Source organism: Desulforamulus ruminis DSM 2154, from assembly GCF_000215085.1.
In the GTDB taxonomy this organism is placed as follows: Bacteria; Bacillota; Desulfotomaculia; order Desulfotomaculales; family Desulfotomaculaceae; genus Desulfotomaculum; species Desulfotomaculum ruminis.
In genome coordinates, this window is sequence record NC_015589.1 from 674,195 (window position 1) to 687,492 (window position 13,298).

Here is a 13,298-nt window from a genome sequence, read left to right on the forward strand (position 1 = left end):
CCAGACGGTAAAAACTTTAGAGGCAGTTCCAGTATACCACCAATAATAGGAAAAAATCAATCGTTCTTTAAGGATTAAGCGTTGGCAAATTCGGTAATGAGACGATCAAAGATGGTTTTTACAGGGAGAATATCTTTAATCCGGTGCACGTTTTGACCGCAGAAAACCAACCCCTCGTCGATGTATCCGTCACGGCTGTTGACCAGAGCATCCATAATGCAGAAGGACTGAGAACAATGCTTGAGGCATTCCCTGCAGTTTTCCGGTTCCGGGGCATCATTGCTGAAAATACGGGATACCAATTTGTTTTTTAAAGCTCTGCCCGGTAAGCCAACGGGGCTAAGAATCTCAACCACATCTTCAGGCCTGGACTGAAGATAAAGTTTCTTGAAAGCATCGGACACGGTGCACTCCACACTCATTACAAAACGAGTGGCTAATTGTACGCCATCGGCCCCAAGACGAACCATTTCTGCAATACCCTTACCATCCGTAATCCCACCGGCTGCAATTACAGGAATGTTAACGGCAGCTTTAATTTCCGGCAGAATATCTTTTACGGAACGATCTGTTCCAAGGTGACCGCCGGCCTCTGTTCCTTCAGCCACCACCGCCGCAGCGCCAAGTTTTTCAGCCAGTCTGGCTACCTTCGCGCTGGAAACAATGGAGACAATGGGAACATTGGCTTCTTTGCCCCAGGGAAAAATGTCCCTGGAAAAGCCGGCACCGGTAAAAATCATATCAATTTTTTCATCAATAGCGGTACGAACGATTTTGGCAAATTCCTTGGCGGCAAACATAATGTTAATGCCGATAATTCCCTTGGGGGCTATCTGTCGGGCCTGGCGGATTTCCGTCCGCAGTTCCTCCGGGTCCATTCCGGTGGCCCCGATGACGCCAATTCCGCCCGCATCTGCCACAGCGCCGGCCAGGGGGGCAGTGGATACCCTGACGGCCATTCCCCCCTGAATAATGGGGTATCTGGGGGTAAATCGTCCGATCGATAAAGTGGGAAATTTCACTTAACTTACTCCTTCCATAAACCAATACATACCTTTTTATTAAAACAAAAAAGAACGAAATTTGCAAACAAAGCTTAACAATTTAGCCAGTTTTTAAAACAAATTTTTTAAATTCCATTATTACTATAAATTATAACCATTTTTAACGCTATCATTTTGTTTCTAAAACATTAATAAAAATAAAATGCTGTAAAATAAAAAGACTCCCCGGGATTCCAGGGAGTCTTAATAAAGGGATGATTAAGCCTATTGCAGCTAATAAAATTTCTTTTGCTTACAAAAATCCTGTACTTCCATCAGGGTTTCCCCAAAACGCTGGAAGTGCACAATTTCCCTCTCACGCAGCCAGCACAGCACATCTTTTACACAGGGATCGTCGGTTAAGCAAAGAAGGTTTTCATATACCGCCCGGGCCTTTTGCTCAGCGGCCAGGTTTTCATGCAGATCGGCTACCGGATCGCCGGTGGCCGATACATAGGCCGCAACCCAAGGGACTCCGGCAGCATTTTCCCAGTATAAGGATTTGCCATGGTCCGCGTAATGGGCTCCCAGATCCGCCGCCTTAATGGCTTCCACCGAGGCCCCTTCCAACAGCTTATAAACCAGAGTGGCTACAATTTCCATGTGCGCCAGTTCTTCAGTTCCAATATCCGTTAAGACCCCTTTGGCTTTACCGGTGGGCATGGTATAGCGCATATTTAAATAGCGCAGAGAGGCGGATAATTCGCCCTCTGGACCACCAGACTTCTGTTTTTGCAGGCGGGAGAAACCCAGTGTTTTCAAGGGTTCCGAGGAGATAAAAAATTTCAGTGCTATTATTTATAAATATAATATTCTTTATCTGCGAAGTAAAGCAGGTTACATAGCTTCAGGAAGGATAGCAAAGATTTTTAATTTGTTTTTCGCGATTTCCGAATTAATAAATGTCATTGAATTCTCAGGAACAATTCATCCTGAGGATTTTTGTTTTTATAAGGGAAATGGGGAGTCAGGGATGAATGAACAGCTGGGTTTACCTCTAACAGGTTCTCTGGTTATTCGGGGTCAGTGCCCAGCTTGTAAAGGCAACTCAATACAAATTTTCAAATCTCAAAAAGTCATTTATTTTCTATGCCAATATTGCCTTCACAAATGGTACAAAAAAATAAAAGGAAAAGAGAGTGGATTTAGTGTATTGGATAAAAGTAAAAAATAGGAAGACTAAGAGGATAAAAAACTATATAGACATTTTAATTAAGCTGGGGAGAAAGCGGCTGAATATACTGGAGTCGAAGGTGGGGAGAACTCACCCGAGGGTTGTAAAATGCAGCCAATGGCTTGATAAGCCTGTGCTTAAGGCGCAGAAAAAGCAGCCCTATCAGAGTGGCTTAAAATGCTGCATATAGTTTCCATTCTTAAGAAAGAAGAGTCATTTATCCCTCCACCTGGAAGTTGTTGGAATCCAAAAAGATTGATGGATTATAATTGCGAGGGATGTAAGTATAGGGATAATTGTACTCACCCCAAAAAAGGACAATGGAATAGTTCGGAGAAAAAGAGATTGAAAAAAGTGCAGTAAGAACCAAGGTGCTAGCCCACTGGGGGCGTAGTTATAAGAAAAAATCATAAGCACCTTAAAAGAATATCAAATAACATAAAAACCTGATAAACTAAAATTTATATTAAGGTGGTAATGAGTATGAGAGAAGATCTAAAAGACCTCTGGAGCGAGCATGGAGAACAGGCTCATGAGGAATTCTGGAGAGAGTCAAAAAGGCTCTCCCAGGGAGAAGAACCCAGACCCACTTGGCTCTCCGTTCTATATAGTTTATATCACGAAAATTATAATACGGCACAGATTATCATGAAGCGTTGCCAAAACGATTTTCTGGCGCAAAAGTTATGGAAAGATTGCATGGTGAGTATAGAGAACCAAGAACAAGAGACTTCGAAAATTGATATGGATAAACTCTTTTCGAATATAGATTTTAGATATAAGTTAACCGTATATTTAGGGAATATTACCAAGCCAGAAACGGTCGAGGCGGTCGATAGTTATTTTTTTGAAAAACCAAAGGAAATAGAGATTCAAAAAGCCGTAAAAGACATTATGAGATATACCCGGTTACCGGTGATTTCTAAGGAACTTAAGGAGATAACATAAAAATTATTACTGCCCTTCGGCCAAATTTTAAAACGGCTGAAGGGTATTTTTGTTTTTAGAGGACGGGAGATTTTTAGATGGCTCCAAACTCCCGTTATCTTGAGATTTCAGGTCGTGGAGACTTGAAAAGGAGGGAAAAAATGGCATCTGTATCTTTATGTAATCTGTGCGCCATGGCGGTACCGCAACTCTGCCCTTGGATTGCACAGGGGGACCGGTCTGGGCTGGATTACCGAAGAAAGGATTCAACCCAGTTTGAGATTATTATGGTGACCGGTTGCCCCCGGTTCCGGCAAGGGACTCTCCCATCCTTGGGAGGGGGCGAGGCAGGGACAGATAAAACGTTTACCGAGAGGGTGGGATGATGATTAAAAAAATTCAAATCGTCACTACCCAATGCAAGCGGTGCGGCAAATCGTTGGTAAAAACCAATCGTTCCCTGTACGGCATGGAAGAACTCAAGGTAAAGTTTGGGGATATCTGCTCCGATTGTATGTCCAATGAGGAATTGGGGGAAATACTCCGGGCACAAGGCACCGGTCTTCTCGGACATCTACGATCTGGCCGGGGGCGGTAATGATCTGAAAACACATTCCAACGCAGCGTTTAAAACAAAAATTGAGGGATGTGATAAAAAATGATAAAGCCGCCAATCAGCCGGATGGGTGGAAAGTTTAGTATGGGGCTTTATTATATTACTGTTATGGGCTTACGAGTTCTTAATCTTACCTGATTTACATTCAGGAAGAACTTCTGCTAAATTTAAACTGTATTCTAAAATATTCTTCCTCACCTATTTATTTGTCGCGTTCTTATACTATGGAGAAAATTACACCTCATTTTTGTTAAACGTCCTACAGCTTACTTGATCAATGCCTGTGCAGATAGCATGGGCATTTTTATTTTTAGGAGACTTACCGGTAGCAGGGAGACCGGTAGGTTGCGGATCACTCTCCCTTTGTAAGCCCCGCATGGGTCGAATGCGGGGCTTTTTTTATATACCAGAAAGGGGGTGTTGCCTTGAATAGCAAAAAGAGAAAGGCCATCCGGAGAAACATAAAAAAAAGCAAAGGAGGGTCAAAGGGAAAGGGAAAAACCGAACTTTGGCCGGGACGTGGAGGCGAAGCCGATGCTTAAATGGGTTCCTGTATGTGCGGTACTCCTTGCAGGTCTAATCACGGCGGAGCCATCCTATGCCGCCACCGGCTTTATCCAAGGGGGAATAAACCTCATCGAGCTTCTAAAATATGTCGTGATCATCGCCTGCCTTTGCGGTATCATCCATGAAATGTTTACAAAACGAAATATCCTGCTTATGCTGGGCCTGCTGGGCGTGACCGCCCTTGTTTTCTACCAGGTGGACCCTGTTGCGCTGAAAAGCCTTGGTCACAAAATTATGTCCATCGTCGCGCCCGGGACTCCCACGGATGCGACCCCGGTGAATCCGGCAGTCCCTGAAAATACTCCGTAAAGAAGGTGTTAAAAATGAAAAGAGCTCTGCTGCTCCTGTTCCTCCTGCTGGCATTTCCCACCCTTTGCCTGGCATCCGACAACAGCCTCTACTACAAAAACGCCCGAATGACCGGCAAAGTCATTTTCTATGACTCCGGACAGGAATCGGCCGTTGTCTATGGCTCCATTTATGTTGAGAAACAAAACCTGGCCTGGGAACTCATTCAGTCCCAAAAATTTGAACGGGTGATCCCCGTAACCGCCGAAGCGAAAAAAAGCCTGTTAGACAACCTGAATCAAACCGTGGAAATGGAAGGGTCCCTGGATCGTTGGGCCGGTCAAAACGATGAAATCTTTCAGGCTAAAAAGGTCACTCCCAAAGACCTGGATATAGACACTCCGAAGTGGTATGCCCTGGGAAAGACCATTAAGCCCGAGCGCGTTTACAAAACCAACCTATACGGGGTCAATGACTTTGTTGACCGCCTGGCCGCCCTGGCGGAAGCCATGGAAGATAAGTCGGATTTGCCAGCCATTCGCAGAGCCTTCCAAAAAAACTGGAATTTCAAATGGTGCCTGCTGAAAGACACCAAGGCAAACGAAGATCAAATGCAGGGCGTGGGGGGCTGGCAGATCTATGAAGGGCTGGTGGGACTGGACAACTGCTACATCGAACAATCCCCCATTATCCGTAAGCACCTGGATGCCTTTATGGACGCCGCCGGCCCCGGAGGCGGAACACCGGAAAAGGAAGGTCAAGCCCTGATGTGTGCAACCATCCGCGCCTCCCGGGATGAAAGGGGAAAAATCATCAGCCTGACCGCCTCCGGCCCTTTGTATGACAGCTTGCCCGGATTTCTGCAGGCTTTAAAAAATCCCACCGGCCTCCATCGGGAGACCTGGCGGCTGGAGGGCTGGAGTGAAGCCGAGGCCAAAGAAATGGAGGGGCAGCTCTGCTGGCTTTCCGGCAGCCGGCAGTGTGTGTACGAAACCAACGAGAAGGGGAAAAAAGTTCTGGTGGATCAATATTACGCCCTATCCAACTACCTGACCCGGGATGACTTTGACCGCACCCTGGATGCCGGCCGGGAATTTATCGGTGAAGGGGGCGTCTAATTGAACCTCAATCGCAGACTGCTTTACCGCAACATCGCCGGCGCGCTCCTGTGGGGCTTTCTTTTCCTGGTGCTGATTCTTTCCGTCCGGAGCGTCAATACCGTGAACAAAACCGGTGAAATTGCCGCCACCGCCATCACCCGGCAGCAGGAAAAGACCCTCAACGAAGTACGGGAAGTGGCCCGGGCCTTCGCTGTGGAGTGGGCCACCTGGAACGGCAGCCAGGAAAACTACGGCCGCCGCCTGGCGGCATTCCTGAAGCAGGGAACAACGCTTCCCCAGCCGGCAGAAGCCATCCAGGAGGTATCCTCCTCCTCCGTCATTGGGGTCCAGGAAATTGATCCGGATCTATACCGGGTAAAGGTGCTGCTGCATACCCGCCGGCTCACTCCGGTGAACACCGGGGAAGTCCATGAAACGCTTGTGGCCATCACCCGGAAAGATTTAGAGGACCTGCGTTCCCAAGAGACAATCGACACAGAAAACACCCAGGGCTGGGTGGACCAGCTGATCTGCGTGGAAACCGTGGTCAACCGCGCCGAAGATCCCCCAACCATTGCCGGAATGCCGGTTTTGATCGCGGAAACCCAGGAAAAAGGCTCCCTGTTAAAAACCGACTGTACCAAAATTGCCTCTCCGGAAATCGTAACCTTTGTCAACCAGTTCCTAACCCTATACTACAGCGGGCAGCCCTTAAATCAATTCATCGTGGCGGAGGCCGATATCCAGCCCCTGGCCGGAGAGTGGAAACTGGAAAGCGTCAGCCGGGTTCAGGCGGACGATGAAAAACAACCGGGCAAACTCCTGGTGGAAGCTATCGTTTCCGGCCCCGGCATCGGTGCACTCAACCAGATCCTATATATTAAACTGCATCCGGGAGAAGGAAACGGCTACCTGATTGAGGACATCGGATCAGGTCTGTAGACCACGCTGGAAGGAGGTGAGACCCTTATGGATCGGATGAAACAAATGAAAATGCGTCAATGGGCACCCGTTCTCTTCTGGGTGTGTTTCTTTTTCCTGGCGGCACCCGGAATGGCCTTTGCAGACCTCAAAGAAGGGGCCGGGAATACCAAGGAAGTCTTTGCACAATATGTGATCATCGCCGTCTTAATCGTAACCATCGTGGCTTTTTTAAAAAAAGAGCTGGCCAAAGCCGTTGTAGCCGCCGTTATTGGCGCGATCATTTTGTTTGTAACGGAAATTGACCAACTGAAAAGCATTGGCAAAAGCATTGTCGATTTAATCTTTGGAAAATAGGAAGGATGCCGGCTGCGGTATCCTTCTTTCATGTCAGTGAGGTGATTTTTTGGAACAGGAACAGACATTTCAAAGCTATAAATCACTGTTCAAAATTAACTTTACAATTTATAACTTTGGGGACCGGACCCTTCCGGTTCCCATTCCACTGGAGATCATTGCGATGATGGCCATTTTCTTTATCCCCTTTTATCCGGTTGGATCGCTGCTGCAGCCGGAGCACCCGGTTATGTGCACCCTGTTTTTATCCGGACTGGGCGCCTATGTTTTAACCAACGTTGACCTGCAGGGCAAATTTATGCCGGCTTTTTTCTTTGATTTTTTTAACTACCTTACCAAGCCCAAAGTAATCAATTTTGCCGGCGAAAGAATTAAGCCGGGCAAGAAATTACGGGCTAAATGGATCATGGGCGAGGTGATGGAATAGTGGTGTTTCCCCTGGTCGCCTTCAAGAACAATATTGTTTTCAATCAGCAGGGAGAACCCTTTGCCCTGTATCCTCTGAAAAGCTTTCCCTATAACAATCTGCCGAAGTATATCCGGGAACATGTCATCAAACAGATGGAACAGCTTCTCTGGGGACTGGAGGGCCGCAAGGGGATGCTGCTGTTTTTATGTGAGGAGCTGTACGTAAGCGAAAGAGAGTATCTGGAGGCTGCCGCCATGGAACCCAGCGAAGAGGCCTTTCGCCATGCCGCCGAGGTGCGCCGGACCCTTTTAGCCGGGGCCAGAAAACGCCGCAAATACCTGGCGGTCCAACTAAGCGCCACCGCCCTGGAAGATGACTGGAGAGCCTTTTTAATGGAGTGCCGGGATACCGTGATGGGGGCCTTTTGCGGGACGGAACGCTGGCTGCTCAATTCCCAGCGGCTGCAAAAAGCCCTGGAGTCCGAAGAAGAGTTATTTAAAAAAATCCGCCATGCCACCCACGGCCGGGCCGTCTTCGCCGACCTGGATTTTATCCTCCGCCGCAACACCAAACGGGTTGGGGTTTTACCGCCTCCTTTAGCTTCCCGGGACGGAGGACATTTTACCCCGGCCATACTGTCGGCCTTTTCGGACGGCTGCAAAATAGACGGCCGGCCGCCCACCTACATCACCATCCGTAACGGTTCGGACGAAGTCCAGTACCAAACCTTCATCACCTTTCCGGACGTCCCCAGGGAACTTCCTCTGACCGGCGCCGAGTGGCTGGCCTCCCTGGATGTCATCGGAATGGCGGTGGATGCGGCCGTCCATTTTGAAATTACCAAGTCGCACAAAGCCAAAAAACAGGTACTTACTCGGCGGAAGTTTCTTAAAGGCCAGATCAAAGAGGCGGAAAGCGGCAATGACGAGGCTAGTGAGGAGGAAAATGATGCTCTCCACCGGGCGAAAAACCTGATCAGCCGACTGGGCTCGGGAGAGCCCTTGTCCAAATTCTCCACCGTCATCGGCCTGGCCGACCGGGATCTAAAGACCCTCCGGGCCAACGCCAATACCCTGAAAGAAACCTATTCAACCCGGGGGTTTTATGCCGTGCGGCCCATCGGAGATCAACTGAAGTGCTTTTACTCCTTCATTCCCGGGTCCAAACCGGCGGCGCCGATGATCCAGGCCAATCCCGGATTTCTGGCTGCCGGCGGTCCGTCGGTTTCACTGGATCTGGGCGATGAGACCGGCCCTCTGCTGGGCTGGACCGGGTCCTTCCCGGTGCACTGGAAAGCCGGCTATGCGGCCAGAATCCTGAAACGCTCCAATGCCAGTTTTATCGCCGGTGCCCTGGGCGGCGGAAAAAGCCTGCTCATTAAATACCTGATTTATCTGGCCTACCTGGCCGGGGCCTACGTTTTTGTGATTGATCCGAAAATGAATGAATACGCCGTACTGGAAAAGCTGTTTCCGATCACGAAAATCGATCTTTGCCCCGGTGGGAAAGACCAGTTGAATCCCTTTATGATCTCCTGCGACCCACTTACCGCCAAGGGCATTGTCACCGACTATCTGTTTATTGCTTTAAATATCCGGGAGGATAACGATTCAAGGCGAATCGTTGTGGGAAAAGCCGTGGAAATGACGGCAGCGTTACCCCCAGAAAAAAGAAACATGCACTCCTGCCTGGAAGCTTTTCGGGAGATCCAGGAAATCCTCCCGGATCAAAATCTCCGGGAAGAGGCCTACAAATGTGCCCTGCTGCTGGAGGACATCCGAAACAGCGACCTGGGACGGCTGGTTTTCGGTACCGGACACACCCAGAATATCGCCCGGGCTACCGTGGTCAACATGCAGGGACTGCCCCTGCCGGAGTCGGCGGAACGCCTGAAACTGGGCATCTCCCCGAATGAACGGCAGGGATTGGGATTGCTCTATCTGGCTTCCACCATGGCCAAGGAGGTGGCCTTTACCCTTCCGCCGGAAATACTGAAGATTATTCCCATTGATGAATCATGGATGATGCTGAATATCAGCGAAGGAAAACGGGTCATTGATTCCCTGATCCGCAAGGGCGCCCGAAGTCACGGGGCCATACCAATACTAGGCACCCAGAATACCACGGATGTCGAGGACTTCCAAGGTTTGAGAAATAACATCAGCTACATTTTTACCTTCCGGACGGCGGAAAAGAACGAGATCAAAGCCAACCTTGATCTGCTGGGGGCGGATATGGATGAGGAGGCGCTGAAAACCGGCCTGGCGGCGCAGTATCCCAACCTCAGCAGCGGCTGGTGCATCATGCGAGACGCCCTGGGCCGCATTGGAAGAGTCTACATTCACCCCCATCCGGAAGATCTCATTGACCTCTTCGACACCTCACCCAAGGAGGCGAAGAAAAATGCGGTTTAAAAAAGGTATCGTCCTCTTCCTGCTGTTCACCATGGTCTTTTCCATCCTAACCTCCGCCTATGCCATGGTTGGCGATGAAGACGCCCTGGAACATAACCTGGTGGGAGACATTGAAACCGAGAAAAACCAGGAAGGCTCCTTGTTTATGCCGGTGGGCCTGAGTGTCTTATCAACGGCCCCGGTGGCCACCGCCCTATCCGGACCCTTTGGGGCGGTTACGGTGGTCACCGGCGCGGCCACAAGCGGCCTGGGCGTCATTGCCGATCCCAAATACGCCATCTGGGAAAACTGGCCCATGAGTCGCTGGAAGTTTGACCATGCCGACCCCGAAGGCAGTTGGGGCTTTACCTCCATGGCCGGAAAGGCTGCGGCCGCCACCGAAGAGATCTTTGCCAACCTGATTTTTGCGGTCAGTAAAAGCCTTACCCGGCTATCCATTAATCTCTGCGTTTTTGCCTTTAACATGGACATTGTCGCCGGCATGGTGGGCTGGATCGGCGAAGGGATGCGGAGCATTTTTGATCCGGATGGCGATGTCACCTTTTTGATGCTGACCGCGGGAAGCATTCTCCTGATGATTTATGCGGTCTTTCATTTCCTTAAAGGACAGTTAACTTCGGTGTTAAGCGCCGTGCTTTTAGCCTGCTTGGCCGTGGGCGGGGTTTTTTACTTCATCGCCAATGCAGAACCCATCATTCGCAGCGTGACCAAAACAACCGATTCCGTAACCGGCGTATTTCTGGAGGCCTTCGGTTCTTTTACCTCCCAGAGTCAGCAGACGAAAGGGATTTCCGACCCTCTGGACCGGGGACTGGTGGCCATGGGGCAGTGCACCTGGAACGCCATCATCGGCGCTCCCTGGGCGGTGTCCCTTTTTGGGACGGCGGATGAAAAAAACTTAAAATTGACCGAAGGGGAATACGAGCTGCTGGACAGCGACCTGAAAAGGCTGGAGCATGTGCAGCCGGGCATGCGAATTGACACCCTGTACCTGGGAACCGTGGGCAGCTACCGGGATTCGGTGGTGGAAGCCCTGGCCAGACCCAATAAAAAATATCTAAAGTTTATCGAAGGGGAATCCATTGATCATGGGAATCACAGCGGCAGCATGGTGGGGCTGAGCGCGGAAAATGCCGGAGAGCACAAAGTCACGGCCGCTCTAACGCTTTTCCCGGCGGCAGCCTTCTTTCTTCTGACCGTTCTGGTGGCGGCCCCGGTGATCTTTTCCAAATTCATGCTGGCGGGTCTTCTGTTGATTCTCCCGGGAGCCCTGCTGGCAATGGTCATTCCTGTCCAGGGATGGGATTTGGCAGCCAAATACTTTAAGAACGTGCTTAAATTTCTGCTGACCCTTTTAATCTACGGCCTGTACCTGTCCCTGGTCCTCTGTCTTGCCACCATTGTGGTCATGCTTTTCCTGGAAGGGGGGCAGGTTGGATGGGCCATGCTAACTCTGACAGTGCTGTTTGGGGGCGCCGCCTACTTCCGGAAAAAGTTCTTTAATGCCATCCTGGACTCGGCTCAAAAAGGGTATTCCAAAGTTGGTAATCCGGCAGCCGGCATGCTTAAAACAGCGGCCATGCTCAGGCTGGTAAGAAGAATCGGACTGGCGGATATGGCCGTTGACTTCATGGATTTCAGGGGAGGGAGAAAAAGGAAGGCGGGGGGATCTTCTTCCCGGTCCGATGCGTCCATGGATTTAAATGCCCAGGGAAGTCCCGCCCGGAAGAAGAAGGAAGCCCCGAACGCCGCAAAGGCGTCGGCGACGGCTTCCCCGGAGGGGAGCGATGATCGCTCGCTGTTGGAAATCATGCAGGACCGGCGAAAGGAACTGAAAAACAACCCTCCGCCCAAGGAAGCATGGAATCAGCCCCTGGAAAAGGTCCCCTGGAGTCTGGACGGGGCCGAGGCAAAGCAAAAGGAGGGGACGGTACAAAGTAAAACCCGGAAAGTTTCCGGCAAAACTTCCTTAAACCAGACCAGCCAATCGAGAGTCAGTACTCAGAAGGAACCTGCAAAATCAACCGGTCAGGAGATGATCCAAATGAATCAGGAACACGCCCCGGAGTCCCGGGAAACCGTCAGAGAGCCGGGAGAGACTGTGGTGACGAAATCCGAAAGGGCTTCCGCCCGGGAGCCAGGAAAAGACCTGAGAACCCGTTATGAGCAGATGAAACAGGCGCCGGCCGATGCCGGACTGATGGAAAAATATCAGGCTATGGCGGCGGGCAAGACCGGGGGACGGCCCGGGGAAGAGAACGGGATGCGGCAGAAATATGACGCCCTGGTGGCCGGGACAAACCAGGCTCAGACAAAAGTACTTGAATCAAGGACAGAGCATGCCCGGGAGGAAACGAAAACAACGTTTCACCTTGAAACGCCCATGGAAGAAAAAGAATAGCTTTAATCCTTTTAGGCGGCCGATGGGCCGCCTTTTTTTATGGACGGCATCCCGGGGAGGTGACCTATGAATCTGATGACAGCTGCTAAAGCAGCCTATGGAGCCGGTAAAATCGCCCAGGATGAAAGCTATCGGAACAAAATGGTCGGCATTCTGGCAGCCATTGCCCTGCTGGCCGTGCTGGGATTCCTTCTTTTGGGCATGTGTATCTCCGCCGTACTTTCCGGTATGGTGAACCTGTCCACCGGGTTTAAATCCGGTACGGCTTCGAATATTGCCAAAGCCGAAATTCCTTCGGAACTCATGCCCGTCTTTGTGAATGCCCAGGAGAAATTTGGCGTTTCCTGGGCCATTCTGGCGGCCATCGCCAAAACGGAAACCGACTTTGGAAAAAACATCAAAGTCTCCAGTGCCGGCGCCATCGGTTTCATGCAGTTCATGCCGGCCACCTGGCAGGCTTATAAACAGGACGGTGACGGGGATGGAATCTGCGACCCGTCCAATGCCTGGGACGCCATCTACAGCGCGGCAAACTATCTTCAGGCCAGCGGCTTCGAGAAAAATCCGTCCAATGCCATTTATGCCTATAACCATGACTGGGGCTATGTGAACACTATCCTAACCATCGCCTCCGGTTACTCCGCCACCATGGTCCCAACGGGCAATGGAATCTGGCCCCTGCCGGGTTATTTGAATATCACCTCGGACTTTGGATATCGACCTCATCCGATCAAAAAGAAAAGGCTTTTTCACGAGGGGATTGATATTGGGGCTCCCCAGGGAACACCCATCGTTGCAGCTGCAGACGGCCGGGTGACCATGGCCAAATATTACGGAGGCTATGGTCTGTGTGTACAGGTATTAACGAAAGACTGTCTCAATGTCTACGGCCACATGTCCGGGTTTGCCGTGCGTGAGGGGCAGAATGTACGGGCCGGGCAGGTGATCGGCTATGTGGGCAGTACCGGTTCCTCCACTGCGCCGCACCTGCATTTCGGGGTGTATGTCAACAACAGCCCCTGCAATCCAAAGGAATGGCTTAAGATCGAGTCCGGCAATCGTTAGACAGAAGAAGGAGGGA

Annotated in this window: 14 protein-coding genes; 12 read left to right on the forward strand and 2 right to left on the reverse strand. The window is 50.5% G+C overall.

Annotated elements, in window-relative coordinates; genetic code table 11:
* Positions 1-74: 74 nt before the first annotated feature.
* Together DESRU_RS03285 and DESRU_RS03290 are read right to left on the reverse strand one after the other, a co-directional pair.
* On the reverse strand, positions 75-1,022 hold the full coding sequence (locus DESRU_RS03285) for an NAD(P)H-dependent flavin oxidoreductase (protein ID WP_013840702.1): 948 nt from the start codon (positions 1,020-1,022) through the stop codon (positions 75-77).
* A gap of 255 nt (positions 1,023-1,277) precedes the next feature.
* Positions 1,278-1,805: a manganese catalase family protein gene (locus DESRU_RS03290; RefSeq protein ID WP_013840703.1), complete on the reverse strand. Its 528-nt coding sequence runs from the start codon at positions 1,803-1,805 to the stop codon at positions 1,278-1,280.
* 386 nt (positions 1,806-2,191) lie between these two features.
* Between DESRU_RS03290 and DESRU_RS21700 the strand changes: the two genes are divergently transcribed.
* The 12 genes from DESRU_RS21700 to DESRU_RS03350 all read left to right on the forward strand — a co-directional run bounded on the left by DESRU_RS21700 (position 2,192) and on the right by DESRU_RS03350 (position 13,282).
* The gene (locus DESRU_RS21700; protein ID WP_041275276.1) at positions 2,192-2,407 is read left to right on the forward strand and encodes an aspartyl-phosphate phosphatase Spo0E family protein; all 216 of its coding nucleotides are present in this window, start codon (positions 2,192-2,194) and stop codon (positions 2,405-2,407) included.
* A 293-nt stretch (positions 2,408-2,700) separates the two neighbouring features.
* Positions 2,701-3,165: a hypothetical protein gene (locus DESRU_RS03300; protein ID WP_013840705.1), complete on the forward strand. Its 465-nt coding sequence runs from the start codon at positions 2,701-2,703 to the stop codon at positions 3,163-3,165.
* A gap of 140 nt (positions 3,166-3,305) precedes the next feature.
* Positions 3,306-3,530, forward strand: a complete 225-nt coding sequence (locus DESRU_RS03305) for a hypothetical protein (RefSeq protein WP_013840706.1) — start codon at positions 3,306-3,308, stop codon at positions 3,528-3,530.
* A complete protein-coding gene (locus DESRU_RS03310) occupies positions 3,527-3,742 on the forward strand; it encodes a DUF2688 domain-containing protein (protein WP_013840707.1) in 216 nt (71 codons plus the stop codon). The genes DESRU_RS03305 and DESRU_RS03310 overlap by 4 nt, the downstream gene beginning before the upstream one ends.
* Before the next feature lie 552 nt (positions 3,743-4,294).
* Positions 4,295-4,636: a hypothetical protein gene (locus tag DESRU_RS03315; protein ID WP_013840708.1), complete on the forward strand. Its 342-nt coding sequence runs from the start codon at positions 4,295-4,297 to the stop codon at positions 4,634-4,636.
* A gap of 14 nt (positions 4,637-4,650) precedes the next feature.
* Positions 4,651-5,733 (forward strand): hypothetical protein, encoded by a 1,083-nt coding sequence (locus DESRU_RS03320; RefSeq protein WP_013840709.1) that lies wholly within the window; start codon positions 4,651-4,653, stop codon positions 5,731-5,733.
* Positions 5,734-6,657 carry a conjugal transfer protein gene (locus DESRU_RS03325; protein ID WP_013840710.1) on the forward strand — a complete coding sequence of 308 codons (924 nt, stop codon included), beginning with the start codon at positions 5,734-5,736 and terminating at the stop codon, positions 6,655-6,657.
* Between the two features lie 27 nt (positions 6,658-6,684).
* A complete protein-coding gene (locus DESRU_RS03330; RefSeq protein WP_013840711.1) occupies positions 6,685-6,993 on the forward strand; it encodes a hypothetical protein in 309 nt (102 codons plus the stop codon).
* A 49-nt stretch (positions 6,994-7,042) separates the two neighbouring features.
* Positions 7,043-7,420 (forward strand): TcpE family conjugal transfer membrane protein, encoded by a 378-nt coding sequence (locus DESRU_RS03335; protein ID WP_013840712.1) that lies wholly within the window; start codon positions 7,043-7,045, stop codon positions 7,418-7,420.
* Positions 7,420-9,816: an ATP-binding protein gene (locus tag DESRU_RS03340; RefSeq protein WP_013840713.1), complete on the forward strand. Its 2,397-nt coding sequence runs from the start codon at positions 7,420-7,422 to the stop codon at positions 9,814-9,816. Before DESRU_RS03335 ends, DESRU_RS03340 begins: the two co-directional genes overlap by 1 nt.
* Complete coding sequence (locus DESRU_RS20710; RefSeq protein WP_013840714.1) at positions 9,806-12,217, forward strand: hypothetical protein; 2,412 nt, start codon at positions 9,806-9,808, stop codon at positions 12,215-12,217. Before DESRU_RS03340 ends, DESRU_RS20710 begins: the two co-directional genes overlap by 11 nt.
* 66 nt (positions 12,218-12,283) lie before the next feature.
* Positions 12,284-13,282, forward strand: a complete 999-nt coding sequence (locus DESRU_RS03350; protein ID WP_013840715.1) for a peptidoglycan DD-metalloendopeptidase family protein — start codon at positions 12,284-12,286, stop codon at positions 13,280-13,282.
* Positions 13,283-13,298: the final 16 nt, after the last annotated feature.